This is a genomic window from Pseudomonas sp. 05N433, from assembly GCF_056396925.1.
In genome coordinates, this window is sequence record NZ_JBFTML010000006.1 from 60161 (window position 1) to 74134 (window position 13974).

Here is a 13974-nt window from a genome sequence, read left to right on the forward strand (position 1 = left end):
GAGGTTGTTTTCCGATGAGCGGTGGGCCCGCATGCCCCACAACCGTTCAGCACTCTTCATCAAACTGTCACGTAACTGTGGCAGCGCGCTTGAACAAACTTCATCAGACTCGCGCTCTACTGGAGTTCTGCGTTTCGGTGTTTTTCATGCGTGCACGATTTTTATCCACAGCGGTCTTTCTGATCGCTGTGTTGTTCAATTTCCCGTCTTTGGCGGCGTCTCGTTGCGATGTCAATGTTCCGACCGAACGGGTCGATCTGGATCAGGTGAGTCTGGCGTATCAGAGCATCGGCCGTGCGTCCGACCCTGCGTTGTTGCTGGTAATGGGCCTGGGCGGGCAGTTGATTCACTGGCCGGATGAGGTAGTGGTCGCGTTGTGTCAGCAGGGTTTCCGGGTGATTCGCTATGACAATCGCGATGTTGGCCTGTCCACTTGGCGCCAGGCACCGGCCGAGGCCAACCTGACGTTCGAAGTGCTGCGCTACAAACTCGGTTTACCGGTGGCCGCGCCTTATACGCTGACCGACATGGCCGACGATGCACTGGGGTTGATGGACGCGTTGCACGTCGAGCAATTTCACGTGCTGGGCGCCAGCATGGGCGGGATGATCGCCCAGCATCTGGCGGCGATGGCGCCGCAGCGGGTCGAGAGCCTGACGTTGCTGATGACCAGCTCGGGTGCCGAAGGCTTGCCGGCGCCGAGTGCGGCGCTGGTGCAGTTGCTCGCGCGACGCAGTGCGCCGAATCGTGAAGTGGCGCTGGAGCAACAGGCTGATTTGCTGGCGGCGCTGGGCAGTCCTTCGGTCACTGATGATCGGCAGGCGTTGCTGCATCAAGCGGCGCTGTCTTATGACCGGGCGTTTAACCCGGAAGGCGTTAAGCGCCAGATCACGGCGATCCTTGCCGAGCGCAGTCGTGTAGATCTGCTCAACCAACTGCGCGTGCCGACGCTGGTGGTTCACGGCACCGCTGATCCGTTGTTGCCGGTGATGCATGGCGTGCATCTGGCGGCACACATTCGTGGCAGTCAGTTGAAGTTGATTCCGGGGCTGGCCCATCGTTTTCAGGAAGCGTTCAAGGCACCGTTGCTGGCGGCGGTGTTGCCGTATTTGCAGGCCCATCGCGAAGATACTTCGCACTGGGCGCAGATTGATCCGGTGGCAACTCCCAATCTTCTGTAGTTCCCAATCCAAATGTGGGAGCGGGCTCTTGTGGCGAGGGAGCTTGCTCCCGCTGGGCTGCGAAGCAGCCCCAATCCTGCACAGGCTGCTCAGTCTCAGGTAATCCGCATTGACCTGTTTACGACTGCTGCGCAGCCGAGCGGGAGCAAGCTCCCTCGCCACAAAAGCGCCTCAACTACAGAGGAAGCTGTTTTACGTTGGGACGAAGTTATCGAGCATCCGGTTCACCGCCAGTTCACCCAGCATGACGGAGTTCTGGATGCCGAGCACGGTATTGCGCTGCGGGCCGTTCAGCTGCCCCGCGAAATCACTCAACATCACGCTCGCCGCCGCTAGGGACTCGCAGGCGTTGACCAGTAGGGTTTCGTTATCGGCGTTGGGTGCGACGAGGTAAAGGGTGCTGGGTTTGCGTGGGGTGTCTTTGGGAATGACCGGTTTGAGGTAGTAATCGAGGGCGCGCTCGGCGGCTTCGTTGAGCTTTTTGGAGTCTGGGGTTTCGTAGGGGGAAACGTCGTCGGTTTCCGGTGGATTTGGCGTGATCTTGAACATTGAACTGGAGCTCCTGTTAGTAGAGCTGCAACTCATCTCGCTACTAAACGGAATGGGTGGCAGCTGTGCGCAAGTTAGTAGACCGGCCTCCAGTCAAAACCGGCGCGCCCGAGGGCGCCATGCGCACAGCCACCTTCAAGTGCAGGCAACTGCCTGACTGGATGACATTTATGCGACCGGAAAAAGCCGGGCTACTAAACCCGATCACTGGGAATCAGTGACACGAACCAAGTTACCGACGGCCCCCCAGGCGCACAAGCCAGCGGATTCTGACGTGGTTGTAGGCGACGACGCAAGGCGCTGTAGCTTTCAGGAAGTAACGCTAAACAGAACTAAACACGTCTGCCCAAACACCCCAAAACCTGTGGGAGCGGGCTTGCCCGCGATGGCGGTGTGTCAGTCACCGCAGATGTCGTCTGGGCCGTCATCGCAGGCAAGCACGGCTCCCACACAGGCTCAGCCTGCGGGCATATCGTTCAAACTTTCTCCTCCTGAAGACATATCAATGTGCCACTACAGTTTTTGCCGATGCTGCCGACATAAGCAGCATCGTTAATAATCATAGGGACTTGATCCATGAATCTTCACGTTCTACGCACCTGGGCAGCACTGATGTTGTTCGCCTGCCTGACCCTCACCGGTTGTGCCCACGTGCAACCTCCAGTACCGCTGGACCAGCAGTTCTGGGATGCCAAAGAACCGACTATTGGCGTGGCGATCACTGTGGTGCCCGAGCCGGTGCTGGCATTGACCGGCAATCAGGGGCTTCTCGATTACGCCATCAACAAGGGCGTTAACAGCAAGCTCAGTGACAACGTCGCAAAATGGCAAGTGGGCGACCTTCACACCTTGCCGGATGTCCTTGTCGCCAAGCTGCAGGCCAAGGGTTACAAAGCCAAGCGGATCAACGAGCCGGTCGACCTGAATGCGTATAAGGAAACCAGTTTCCGCGAAGGCTACATGACCCGTGACATGACGCCGGTCAAGGCCGCCTACGGCGTCGATCGTCTGCTGCTGGTGAATGTCTACGCCACCGGTGCCACCCGCAGCTACTACAGCGTTGTGCCGACCAGCGTACCGATGGCGCAGGTGGGCGGACAGGGCATGGTAATCGATCTGGCAGACAACAAACTGCTGTGGTTCAAACCCTTTGTCGCTACGCAAGCCGCCCAGGGCGAATGGGACGAGCCGACCTATACCAACTTGTCCAACGCGTTCTATCAGGCTATGGACAATAGCCGTCAGCAAATGATCACCCCGTTCGCGCAATGACGCGCCTGCCCATAGTGGCGGGTGCGCTGGCCCTGCTGATGCTGACGGGGTGTGCGCAAAAACCGGCTCCTGAGGCCGGTTTCAAGGACCAGAGTGCCTTGCCTTACATCCAGGCCCACGGGCTTAAGGTCGACGTGCAGTTGCCGCCATCCTTTGTGGGTGCCAGCACCGTGATTGACTCGCAGGCCGCTTTGAAGGCTGCGTCGTCGAGTCATAATCTGGTGGCCAGTTCAGGCAACGGTGCCGGGCTTGCCGGTTTGCTGGTGGCCAGCCTGATCAACACCCAGATGGGCAGCGGCAGCTTGCAGCGCGATGCTGAAAAAACCGCGCTCAACGAGGCGCGACCGATGGCCGACTTGCTTGCAGGCGTTCCATTGCAGGAGCGCCTGCAACAGCGCTATCAACAGGCTTCGCAAGCGGCCGGGTTCAAGCAAGGAGAAGGGCAGGTCACCGCACGCCTGGTGATTGAGCCCAAACTGATGCTTACCCCCGATCGCGGCAGTTTCGTGCTGATCAATCAGGTGCAGGTCCAGGATATTGCCGGTTCGGCGCTGTATCGCATGCGGATCGAAGTCGTCAGCCAGCCGATTCGGCGCTGTGGCAAGCAGTGCATCGACGACGGTGACCTCGATTTGGCGAAGGTCACGGCGGTGCTCGACGAGTGTATCGATGAATCGATGCGGGTTCTGGCCACTGACCTGATGCAGCCGACACCGCCAGCGACCGCCCAGGAAACCTTGCGTTATAACCTTGATGGCCAGCGAGTGGTCGAGCGTGGTTATCAACTGGCCAACAACGGAAACTATTGGCGTTATCGCAACCTCTACGGGGCGGTGAAATCGGTGCCGGTGCCGTTTGAGGATGCGTTGACACCAACGCAGTTGCAGAAGGTTTACGGGCAGTAACCACTTACACCTGCAGGAGCCGCCTTCGCAGCTCCTGCAGGTGTATTCAAATGCAGCAGGCCGCGATTTTTTTGAATTTAGCCGTGCAGGCGCACCCACACGCTGACCAGCACTGTCGCCGCCATCAACCACGCCACTGCCGCCACCGCCAGCGAAGCCTCCAGCCGCATCCGGTCGACCATCACATACAAGGTCGCCAGATAGACGAAGTACGGAAAGATCGACCACATGCCAAACACGATGGTGGTCTTCAGATCATCCAGTGAACGCCCTTTGCCGACGATGTAATGAGCGATCAGCGCAAAGGTCGGAAACAGCGGCACCAGGCCTGCGATGTAATAGTTTCTGGTCTTGGCCAGCATGGCGAGGATCACCACCACCGCCGCGCCCAGGGTTGCTTTGAAAATCAGGTCCATCAGTGGCTCAGCCCGTATTTCTTCACTTTGTCGAACAGTGTGGTCTTGGCCATCCCCAGTTCCTGACTGGCTTGGGTCAGGTTGCCGCCGCTGCGCTGCAAGGCATCGTTCAGCAGGTTGCGTTCGAAAGCTTCCACCGCTTCGGCGAAGGCCAGGCCCTGATTGCTGCCGCTGGCGCCGGTCTTCTTGAAGGCCGGCAGACCGAGGGCGAAGCGTTCGGCGACGTTGCGCAGTTCGCGCACGTTGCCTGGCCAGTCGTGGCTCATCAGAATCGACACGGTCTGGTTGTCCAGTTCAGGCAGCGAGCGGTCGAAGCGCAGGGATGACTGCTGCAAAAAGTGCTCGAACAATTGCAGGATGTCTTCGCGGCGTTCGCGCAGCGGCGGCAGTTCCAGGGTGACCACGTTCAAACGGTAATACAGGTCGCTGCGAAACTCGCCGGCCTTGCTCGACTCATCCAGGTCGGACTTGGTCGCGGCGATCACCCGGCAATCCACCGCCACGCTCTGGTTCGAACCCAGGCGTTCGAGGGTGCGTTCCTGCAGCACCCGCAGCAGCTTGATCTGCAACGGCAGCGGCATGCTTTCCACTTCGTCGAGGAACAGCGTGCCGCCATCGGCGTGTTCGATCTTGCCGATCCGCCGTTTGCCGGCACCGGTGAAAGCGTTGGCCTCGTGGCCGAAGATTTCGCTTTCGAACAGGTTCTCCGGCAGGCCACCGCAGTTCAGCGCGACGAACTGTTTGCTGTGCCGACGGCTGAAGTCGTGCAGGCAACGTGCAACCAGTTCCTTGCCGGTGCCGGTCTCGCCTTCGATCAGCACGTTGGCCGACGTATCGGCGACGTTGGCGATCAGTTCCCGCAGGTTCTGCATGGCCGGCGAGCGACCGATGATCCGGCCTTCGAGGGAATCGCGCTCGAACAGTTGGCGACGTAACGAGGTGACTTCCCGCGCCAGGCTGCGTTGCTCCAGTGCACGGCGGGCGACGTCCACCAGGCGTTCGGGGGAGAAGGGTTTCTCCATGAAGTCGTAGGCGCCTTTCTGCATCGCGCCGACGGCCATCGAGATGTCGCCGTGGCCGGTAATCAACACCACCGGCAGGCTGCGATCACGGGCCTTGAGCCGGGTCAGCAGTTCCAGGCCATCGATGCCCGGCAGGCGGATGTCGCTGATGACGATGCCGGCGAAGTTATCGCCCACCCGCTCCAGCGCTTCTTCGGCGCTGCCGACGCCGATGCAGGGAATGTCTTCGAGCGTCAGTGCCTGTTGGCAACCGAGCAGCACATGGGGGTCGTCTTCGACGATCAGCACACTTAGGTCGTTGTTCATATTGGCTCGGCGGGAGTAGGGCTTACCAACGGTAAACTGAGGACGAAGGTGGTGCCACCGCTGGCCGGGTGTTCGACACCCAGATGCCCGCCCGTGGCGGCTGCCAGGCTCGCCGACAGGGTCAGGCCGAGGCCCAGGCCCTGTTCGCCGGGCTTGGTGGTGAAGAATGGCTCGAACAGATGCTTGCGCGCTTCGGCATCGATGCCGTGGCCGTTGTCGCGCACCCGCAGGCGATACTTGCCGTCGTATTCCTCGCCTTCGAGCCACAACGTCGGTTGGGGCTGCGACTGCATGGCATCGAGCGCGTTGCCGATCAGGTTGACGAGGATCTGCTCCAGACGGGTCTGGTCGATCTGCACCTGCACGTCGGTGAAATCGCGATGCAGTTGCAGCGGCACGCTTTCCATCCGGCTGCCCAGCAGTTGCAGGGCGGCGTCCACGCCTTTGCCGAGGCTGGCCTGGCCCTGGTCATCGCCGCGTCGGGCGAAGGAACGCAGGCTGGCGGTAATCCGGCCCATGCGGTCGATCAGTTCATTGATGGTTTTGAGATTGGTGCTGGCCACATCCAGCTGACCGCGCTCCAGAAAGCGCACGGTATTGCCGGACAAGGTCCGCAAGGCTGCCAGCGGTTGGTTCAATTCGTGGGCGATACTGGTGGACATCTGGCCGATGGCCGCCAGTTTGCCGGCCTGGACCAGTTCATCCTGAGCGCGGCGCAAGGTTTCTTCAGCCTGCCGACGCTCACGAATCTGCCCCTTGAGCCGTTCGTTGCTGGCACGCAGGTCAGTGGTGCGTTCGGTAATCCGACGCTCCAGTTGATTGTTGGCTTCCTGCAAGGCTTCCCGCGCCGCGAGGCGGGTGGCGATCACTTTGCGGCGCTCGTTCCAGGCGATCAGCAGGAAGGCCACCAGGGCAAACGCCACCGCCACCAGGATTCCCTGATTGATCGCTTCACGCCGCAGGTCTTGCAGGGGCGTGAGCAGGGTGAAATTCCACGGGGTGTCGCTCAGCGGCCGGGTTTGCGACAGGTAGCTGATGTTCTCTTCATCGGACACCAGTTCGCTGTTGGCGGGGAAGGTCAGTTTTTCCTCGCCTTCAGCCAGTTTCTCTCGGGCCAGCGGTTGCAGTTCATTCAGCGGATACCAGTAGTACTGAAGGCTGCGGGCCAGGCGTTCCTTGGTGTCGTCGCTCAACGGCAGCACCGACTTGAGCCGCCGCGCCGGATCGCTGGAGAGAATGATGATGCCGTTCTCGTCGCTGACGAACGCTTCCAGGCGCGCGCGCTGCCAGCGTTCTTCCATGGCTTCGAGGCGCACCTTGACCACCGCGACGCCGGTGATCTTGCCGTGTTCCTCCAGGCCATGAGCCAGGTAATAGCCGGGTTCGCCGCTGGTGCTGCCGATGCCGTAGAAACGTCCCGGCTGACCGCGCACGGCGTTCTGGAAGTAGGCGCGGAAGGACAGGTCTTCGCCCAGATAACTGTCGACATCGCGCCAGTTGCTGGTGGCCAGTACGCGACCGGTGGTGTCCATCACATAAATGGCCCGACTGCGGCTGCGCCGGTTCAGGCCTTCGAGGTATTCGTTGACCGTCTGCCGGTGTTCCGGCGACGGGTCGGCCAGTAGCTTGGAAACACTCGATTCGAGTTCCAGCAGGCTGGGCAGGTAGGTGTATTTGCTGATCTCGCTTTCGACGGCGCGCGCGTGCAGTTCCAGCTGACGCTGGCCATTCTCGCTGAGGCTGCGAATGCCGTAGTGTTCACTGACCCAGAAGCCGATGTAACCCAATCCGATCATCAGGGCGATGATCAGCGGCGGCAGGAACAGATGGCGAATCAAACGGGGTTTCACGGCGAGTGATGGCGGCGCGGCGCGATAGAGAGTGGAGTCGCATTTCATCACAGATGCCTTGGGTCAACCACAACACAATATCCATATCCCCACGGGCCCCGTGGGAGTTGCTGTATGGCAAGGGGGCTTTTGTGGCGAGGGGGCCCCCTCGCCACAAAAGCCCGCTCCCACAATTAGGGGAGCGGTGCCTTCCTTCTTAGTGCTGCAGAATCTTCTCGAGGAAATGCTGCGCACGCTCGGAGCGGGCGTTGATGTCGCCGAAGAACTCTTCTTTCCTGCAGTCTTCGATAATCTTGCCGGCGTCCATGAAGATCACCCGGTCCGCGACCTTGCGGGCGAAGCCCATTTCGTGGGTCACGCACATCATGGTCATGCCTTCGTGGGCCAGTTGCACCATCACATCCAGCACTTCGTTGACCATTTCCGGGTCCAGTGCCGAGGTCGGTTCGTCGAACAGCATGACGATCGGGTCCATCGCCAGCGCACGGGCGATCGCCACACGCTGTTGCTGGCCACCGGAAAGCTGGCCCGGGTGCTTATGCGCATGGGCAGACAGCCCGACGCGCTCAAGCAGTTGCAGGCCTTTCTTGGTGGCTTCTTCCTTGCTGCGACCCAACACCTTGATCTGCGCGATGGTCAGGTTTTCGGTGATGGTCAGGTGCGGGAACAGTTCGAAATGCTGGAACACCATGCCCACCCGCGAACGCAGTTTCGGCAGGTTGGTCTTCGGATCGGCGATGGACGTGCCATCGACGATCAGGTCGCCTTTCTGGAACGGTTCCAGTGCATTGACGCACTTGATCAGGGTGGATTTGCCGGAACCGGACGGCCCGCACACCACGATCACCTCGCCTTTTTTGACCTCGGTGCTGCAATCAGTCAGTACCTGGAAGTCCCCATACCACTTGTTGACGTTCTTGATAGAGATCATACGGCGAACCTTTTTTGCAGACGCTTGACCAGCTGCGAGGCGGCAAAGCTGATGATGAAGTACGTGAGACCTGCGAAGATCAGGAACTCATTGGAGCGGCCGATGATGTCGCCACTGGCACGCGAGGCATTGAGGAAGTCCACCAAGCCGACCGCGTAGACCAGCGAGGTGTCCTGAAACAGGATGATGCTCTGTTGCAACAGCAGCGGGGTCATCTTGCGGAACGCTTGCGGCAGGATGATCAACCGCATCATCTGGCCATACGTCATACCCATGGCCTGGGCGGCGCTCATCTGGCCCTTGGGAATCGACTGCACCCCGGCCCGGACGATTTCGCAGAAGTACGCTGCTTCGAACATCATGAACGCCACGATGCACGAGGCGAACGCGCCGATCGGGGTGTCTTCGCCGGTGATCCAGCGCAATACGAACGGCACCGCCAGGTAGAACCAGGTGATGACCAGCAGCAGCGGGATCGAGCGGAAGTAGTTGACGTAGGCGCCGGCAATGTTCGACAGCAGTTTGTTGTGGGACAGGCGCATCAACGCCAGGACCGTGCCGAGGATGATCCCGCCGCTCACGCCCAGGGCCATCAGCTGGAGGGTCATGACCATGCCGTTCCACATACCCGGCAGGGACGGAATGATGCCCGAGAAGTCGAATTCCATCATTTACCCCCTACGGAAATCAGGCCCGGCACGGCGACTTTCTTCTCGACCGCGCGCATCAGCAGCATCAGGCTCATGTTCAGGGTGAAGTAGATCAGCGTTGCCAGGGTGAAGGCTTCGAACAGGTTGGCGGAGAACTCGGCGGTCTGTTTGGTCTGCGCCAGCAGCTCCATCAGGCCGATCAGCGACGCGACGGAGGAGTTCTTGAACACGTTCAGGAATTCCGAGGTAAGCGGCGGAATGATGATGCGATAAGCCTGGGGCAGCAGCACGTTCCAGTAGATCTGCGGCAGCTTGAAACCCATGGCGCGGGCAGCGGATTCCTGGCCGCGGGGCAGCGCCTGGATACCGGTGCGCACTTGTTCGCAAACCCGGGCCGTGGTGAACAGGCCCAGGCACACGACGACACTGAGGAAGGCCGAGGTGGTCGGGTTCAGGTCCTGCTTGTACCAGTCCTGCAGGTTTTGCGGCAGCAGGTCGGGYACCAGGAAGTACCAGATGAACAGCTGCACCAGCAGTGGCACGTTACGGAAGAGTTCGACGTAGCAGGTCGCGATGCCCGATACGATGCGATTCGGCACCGTGCGCATGACACCCAGGATCGAGCCCAGCAGCAGCGCGATGATCCAGGCGGCGACGGCGATGGCGATGGTCCAGCCTAAACCGGAGAGGTACCAGTCGAAATAAATTTCGCTGCCCACGCCGGTGGACTTGAAGAACACGCCCCAGTCCCAGTTGTAATTCATTAGGGTCTCCCCTCGGATTCGATCGATGTACAAGTGCCCGATGACGGTCAGGCACACGCGAACGGCTCGACAACCACCGGTTCGAGTGTTTCCAGAAATGCCAGCAGGGAGTGACAACCCCTGAAAGGGCAGAGGCCTTCTCAGGGGGGAACGTTAGTCAGAAATCAGGATTTCTTTTCGTCAGCCGCTTTGTCGGTCGGATTGGCGATCAGGGTCTTGAGCTCGTCGCTCATCGGGAAGTTCAGGTTCAGGCCTTTTGGCGGGATTGGCTGCATGAACCATTTTTCGTAGATCTTGTTGATCTCGCCCGACTTGTAGGTCGCGATGATTGCGTCGTCGACGGCTTTCTTGAACGGTGCGTCGCCCTTGCGAACCATGCAGCCGTAGATTTCGAACGATTGTGGTGTGCCGGTCACGGCCCAGTCATCCGGCTTCTTGGCCTTGGCCATTTCACCGGCGAGCAAGGCGTCGTCCATCATGAAGGCCACGGCACGGCCGGTTTCCAGCATCTGGAAGGATTCGCCATGGTCTTTGGCGGAGATCACGTTCATGCCCATCTGCTTGTCGGCGTTCATCGACTTGAGGATGCGCTCGGACGTGGTGCCGGCGGTGGTCACGACGTTCTTGCCTTTGAGGTCGGCGAAATCTTTGTAGGGCGAGTCTTTCTTGGCCAGCAGCTTGGTGCCGATTTCGAAGATGCCGACGGAGAAGTCAACTTGTTGCTGACGTTCGACGTTGTTGGTGGTGGAGCCGCACTCGATGTCCACGGTGCCGTTCTGCACCAGCGGGATACGGGTTTGCGAGGTCACCAGGTTGTATTTGACCTGGAGGTTGGGCATGTCCAGGTCTTTCTTGATGGCTTCGACGATTTTCAGCTGGACATCGTGGGAGTAGCCAACCGGTTTGCCGGAAGCGTCCGCGATGTAGGAAAACGGAATGGAAGCGTCACGATGCCCGAGGGTGATGGTGCCGGACTCTTTGATCTTCTTCAGTGTGCCGGTGAGTTCGGCGGCGAAAACTGGAGTGCTAATCAGAGCGGCAGCAATGGCTGCGCCCAGGAGATGGGGAACGATGCGCATCAAATTTTCCTCGACATTGTTTTTTTTATGGAGCCAGTTCATCGGCCTTTTTTGGTGCTTCGAATGCCTGGCGGCTCCTGAAGGAGTAGCGCAATAAACATTCGTCCGGGAGAGTAGAGCATGACTCGTGCCAGACCATGCATCATCTATCAAATTATTGATTTTTAAGAGTATTTTAATGTTGGTGACGTTGAGTTTGTTGTCGGATGATCCGGTTTTCCGAATCGACCGAGGAGTCGCGTTCGGAAAACCGAATGGATTGACTCACACAAAACTGTAGGAGCGAGGCTTGCCCGCGAAGGGGGCACTGCGGTCTGTCTGTTGAACCGCTTTATCGTTCTTCGCGGGCAAGCCTCGCTCCTACAGTAATGCGCGGTATGAAAAAGCCCCTGAATCGTGAGATTCAGGGGCTTTGGTTTAACCGGATATCCAATCAGGCCGCTTCGATCTTGCTGCGGTTCTGTTCGAGCTTGTTCAGGTAATCCTTGAGCTTCTGTTGTTCCGCCGCAGTGGTGAACAGCCCAAGCTTGCTGCGGCGCCACAGGATGTCATCGGCGGTGGTCGCCCATTCTTCGCTGCACAGGTAGTCGACTTCGCGGGTGTAGAGCCCGCCGCCGATGTGTTCGCCCAGGTCACCGAGGTTTTCCACGCCTTCGAGCATGCGCCAGGTGCGGTTGCCGTAAGTGGTGGACCAGCGTCGGGCGATCTCGGTGGGGATCCAGTCGAACTTGTCGCGGATCCGCGAACTCAATGCCTGCGGAGTCGTCATGTCTTCGCCTCCGGGCAGGGGCGCGCTGGCGGTCCAGCTTGGCTTGATGTGCGTGAAGTACGGGGCCAATTGCGCCAGCGCCGACTCGGCCAGTTTGCGGTAGGTCGTCAGCTTGCCGCCGAACACCGACAGCAACGGTGCTTCTTCACCAGAACCCGACAACGCCAGGGTGTAGTCGCGGGTGACGGCCGACGGGTTGTCGGATTCGTCGTTGCACAGCGGACGAACGCCGGAGTAGCTGTGCAGGATGTCCGCGCGGCTGAGTTGTTTCTTGAAGTGGGCATTGACCACTTTCAGCAGGTAATCGGTTTCGCCTTCAGTGATCGCCACTTTTGCCGGGTCGCCGGTGTACTCGCGGTCGGTGGTGCCGATCAGGGTGAAGTGGTTCAGGTACGGAATGGTGAAGACGATGCGCTGATCTTCGTTTTGCAGAATGTGCGCGTATTCGCCTTCGTACAGTTTTGGCACGATCAGGTGGCTGCCCTGGATCAGACGGATGCCGTATGGCGATTCCATCTTCAGGTCGTCACGAATGAACTGGGCGACCCATGGGCCGGCAGCGTTCACCAGTGCCTTGGCGCGGATCGAAAACAGGCTGCCATCGGCGCGTTCCAGGTTCATGTGCCACAGGCCCTTGGTGCGACGGGCACTGACGCAGCGGGTTTGCGTATGAACGTGGGCACCTTTCTCGCGGGCAGCCATGGCGTTCAGTACGACGAGGCGTGCGTCATCGACCCAGCAATCGGAATATTCGAAGCCTTTGGTGATTTCGCTTTTCAGCGGGCTGTCCGGGCCGAACTTCAGGCTTTTCGAGCCTTCGAGTTTTTCCCGTTTGCCGAGGTGGTCATAAAGGAACAGACCGGCGCGGATCATCCAGGCCGGACGCAGGTGCGGGCGGTGGGGCAGCACGAAGCGCATCTGTTTGACGATGTGCGGTGCCTTGGCCAGCAGCACTTCGCGCTCGGCCAGGGCTTCGCGCACCAGGCGGAATTCATAATGCTCCAGGTAGCGCAGGCCTCCGTGGATCAGCTTGCTGCTGGCCGACGAGGTGTGGCTGGCCAGATCATCCTTTTCGCAAAGGAACACCGAAAGGCCGCGACCGGCGGCATCCGCTGCGATCCCCACGCCATTGATCCCACCACCAATGACGGCGATATCGTAGACCTCGGCGAGAGGGGGCGTAGGCAAGGTAGAAGTGGGCATCGGCTGGCCTCGGGCTTTTTTGATTTCTATATTTGAATTCGAACATTAATGTTCATTTGCGAAAATACTAGCCCATAAAGACGCCCACAGCCAGCGTGCTTCGATTGAAAATACTGATCGAAGGGCCGTTAAAGGAAAATTTTCGAACATTGAATGATGGTAGGGACTGCTTTTGTGGCGAGGGAGCTTGCTCCCGGTGGGCTGCGAAGCGGTCCTATAACCGGCTACCGCGGTATCTCAGGAAGAACATGTTGTCTGATTGGCGTCTGCTGTGCAGCCGAACGGGGGCAAGCCCCCTCGCCACAGGGGGGATGTGCTTACACGACCTCCAGCCGGATCTTGTGCTGGCTCAACAACTGCGCCAGGGCCGGCGAAGGCGGCTGGTCGGTGACCAGGCAATCGATCAGGCTGATCGGCCCCAGGCGAATCATGGCGTTGCGCCCGAATTTGCTGGAGTCCGCCGCGAGAATCACCTGTCGGGCGTTGGCGATGATCGCCTGGGATACCCGCACTTCCTGATAGTCGAAATCCAGCAAGCTGCCGTCTTCATCGATACCACTGATGCCGACCAGGGCGAAGTCGACCTTGAACTGGTTAATGAAGTCGACGCTGGCCTGACCGACCACGCCACCGTCACGCCGCACGTTGCCACCGGTCAGCAGCACGTCGAAGTCGTCCTTGGCGCTGAGCATCGAGGCCACATGCAGGTTGTTGGTGATGATCTTCAGGTGGCTGTGGTTGAGCAGCGCCCGAGCAATGGATTCGGTGGTGGTGCCGATATTGATGAACAGCGAGGCGTGATCGGGAATCTGCGCCGCAATGGCTTCGCCGATACGCTGCTTTTCATCGCGCATCTGATCGGCGCGCATGGCGTAGGCGGTGTTTTCGACGCTGGAGTCGTAGGCTGCGCCGCCGTGATAGCGACGCAACAGATTCACTTCCGCCAATTGATTGATATCGCGGCGGATGGTTTGCGGTGTAACGACGAACAGCTGGGCCATTTCCTCGATGCTGACATAGCCGCGTTCGCGGACCAGTTCAAGGATTTGCTGCTGACGGGGAGGCAGATTCATGGGG

13 protein-coding genes are annotated in these 13974 nt (G+C 59.6%); 3 read left to right on the forward strand and 10 right to left on the reverse strand.

Annotation, left to right across the window (positions count from 1 at the left end; translation table 11 throughout):
* Positions 1-146 precede the first annotated feature (146 nt).
* A complete protein-coding gene (locus AC1DIS_RS04070) occupies positions 147-1181 on the forward strand; it encodes an alpha/beta fold hydrolase (RefSeq protein ID WP_477744524.1) in 1035 nt (344 codons plus the stop codon).
* A gap of 192 nt (positions 1182-1373) precedes the next feature.
* Here the strand turns inward: AC1DIS_RS04070 and AC1DIS_RS04075 are convergent, their stop codons facing one another.
* Positions 1374-1730, reverse strand: coding sequence for a DUF6124 family protein (locus tag AC1DIS_RS04075; RefSeq protein ID WP_064616307.1), 357 nt, complete (start codon positions 1728-1730; stop codon positions 1374-1376).
* 576 nt (positions 1731-2306) lie between these two features.
* On the opposite strand from AC1DIS_RS04075, the gene AC1DIS_RS04080 reads away from it, so the two are divergent.
* Together AC1DIS_RS04080 and AC1DIS_RS04085 are read left to right on the forward strand one after the other, a co-directional pair.
* The gene (locus tag AC1DIS_RS04080; protein ID WP_064616308.1) at positions 2307-3002 is read left to right on the forward strand and encodes a hypothetical protein; all 696 of its coding nucleotides are present in this window, start codon (positions 2307-2309) and stop codon (positions 3000-3002) included.
* Positions 2999-3907, forward strand: coding sequence for a hypothetical protein (locus AC1DIS_RS04085; protein WP_111454730.1), 909 nt, complete (start codon positions 2999-3001; stop codon positions 3905-3907). The genes AC1DIS_RS04080 and AC1DIS_RS04085 overlap by 4 nt, the downstream gene beginning before the upstream one ends.
* A 77-nt stretch (positions 3908-3984) precedes the next feature.
* Here AC1DIS_RS04085 and AC1DIS_RS04090 read toward each other — a convergent pair whose 3' ends face one another.
* From AC1DIS_RS04090 to AC1DIS_RS04130, 9 genes are all read right to left on the reverse strand, one after another.
* The gene (locus tag AC1DIS_RS04090) at positions 3985-4314 is read right to left on the reverse strand and encodes a GlpM family protein (protein ID WP_173861185.1); all 330 of its coding nucleotides are present in this window, start codon (positions 4312-4314) and stop codon (positions 3985-3987) included.
* Positions 4315-4322: 8 nt separating this feature from the next.
* Positions 4323-5651, reverse strand: a complete 1329-nt coding sequence (aauR, locus tag AC1DIS_RS04095) for a two-component response regulator AauR (protein WP_086946084.1) — start codon at positions 5649-5651, stop codon at positions 4323-4325.
* A complete protein-coding gene (aauS, locus tag AC1DIS_RS04100; protein ID WP_018926622.1) occupies positions 5648-7549 on the reverse strand; it encodes a two-component sensor histidine kinase AauS in 1902 nt (633 codons plus the stop codon). Before aauS ends, aauR begins: the two co-directional genes overlap by 4 nt.
* A 148-nt stretch (positions 7550-7697) precedes the next feature.
* Positions 7698-8432, reverse strand: a complete 735-nt coding sequence (locus AC1DIS_RS04105) for an amino acid ABC transporter ATP-binding protein (protein WP_018926621.1) — start codon at positions 8430-8432, stop codon at positions 7698-7700.
* Positions 8429-9100, reverse strand: coding sequence for an amino acid ABC transporter permease (locus tag AC1DIS_RS04110; RefSeq protein ID WP_018926620.1), 672 nt, complete (start codon positions 9098-9100; stop codon positions 8429-8431). Before AC1DIS_RS04110 ends, AC1DIS_RS04105 begins: the two co-directional genes overlap by 4 nt.
* On the reverse strand, positions 9100-9846 hold the full coding sequence (locus AC1DIS_RS04115) for an amino acid ABC transporter permease (protein WP_018926619.1): 747 nt from the start codon (positions 9844-9846) through the stop codon (positions 9100-9102). The genes AC1DIS_RS04110 and AC1DIS_RS04115 overlap by 1 nt, the downstream gene beginning before the upstream one ends.
* A gap of 164 nt (positions 9847-10010) precedes the next feature.
* Positions 10011-10925 carry a glutamate/aspartate ABC transporter substrate-binding protein gene (locus AC1DIS_RS04120; RefSeq protein WP_477744525.1) on the reverse strand — a complete coding sequence of 305 codons (915 nt, stop codon included), beginning with the start codon at positions 10923-10925 and terminating at the stop codon, positions 10011-10013.
* 433 nt (positions 10926-11358) lie between these two features.
* Positions 11359-12897, reverse strand: coding sequence for a glycerol-3-phosphate dehydrogenase (gene glpD / locus AC1DIS_RS04125; RefSeq protein ID WP_018926617.1), 1539 nt, complete (start codon positions 12895-12897; stop codon positions 11359-11361).
* Positions 12898-13214: 317 nt separating this feature from the next.
* Positions 13215-13970: a DeoR/GlpR family transcriptional regulator gene (locus AC1DIS_RS04130; protein ID WP_007938932.1), complete on the reverse strand. Its 756-nt coding sequence runs from the start codon at positions 13968-13970 to the stop codon at positions 13215-13217.
* Positions 13971-13974: the final 4 nt, after the last annotated feature.

What these genes read in the sequence shown, in the direction of transcription:
- AC1DIS_RS04075 (WP_064616307.1), bottom strand. Translation starts at nt 1,730, where the DNA reads ATGTTCAAGATCACGCCAAATCCACCGGAAACCGACGACGTTTCCCCC.
- aauS (WP_018926622.1), bottom strand. Translation starts at nt 7,549, where the DNA reads ATGAAATGCGACTCCACTCTCTATCGCGCCGCGCCGCCATCACTCGCC.
- glpD (WP_018926617.1), bottom strand. Translation starts at nt 12,897, where the DNA reads ATGCCCACTTCTACCTTGCCTACGCCCCCTCTCGCCGAGGTCTACGAT.
- aauR (WP_086946084.1), bottom strand. Translation starts at nt 5,651, where the DNA reads ATGAACAACGACCTAAGTGTGCTGATCGTCGAAGACGACCCCCATGTG.
- AC1DIS_RS04120 (WP_477744525.1), bottom strand. Translation starts at nt 10,925, where the DNA reads ATGCGCATCGTTCCCCATCTCCTGGGCGCAGCCATTGCTGCCGCTCTG.
- AC1DIS_RS04130 (WP_007938932.1), bottom strand. Translation starts at nt 13,970, where the DNA reads ATGAATCTGCCTCCCCGTCAGCAGCAAATCCTTGAACTGGTCCGCGAA.
- AC1DIS_RS04070 (WP_477744524.1), top strand. Translation starts at nt 147, where the DNA reads ATGCGTGCACGATTTTTATCCACAGCGGTCTTTCTGATCGCTGTGTTG.
- AC1DIS_RS04085 (WP_111454730.1), top strand. Translation starts at nt 2,999, where the DNA reads ATGACGCGCCTGCCCATAGTGGCGGGTGCGCTGGCCCTGCTGATGCTG.
- AC1DIS_RS04080 (WP_064616308.1), top strand. Translation starts at nt 2,307, where the DNA reads ATGAATCTTCACGTTCTACGCACCTGGGCAGCACTGATGTTGTTCGCC.
- AC1DIS_RS04110 (WP_018926620.1), bottom strand. Translation starts at nt 9,100, where the DNA reads ATGGAATTCGACTTCTCGGGCATCATTCCGTCCCTGCCGGGTATGTGG.
- AC1DIS_RS04105 (WP_018926621.1), bottom strand. Translation starts at nt 8,432, where the DNA reads ATGATCTCTATCAAGAACGTCAACAAGTGGTATGGGGACTTCCAGGTA.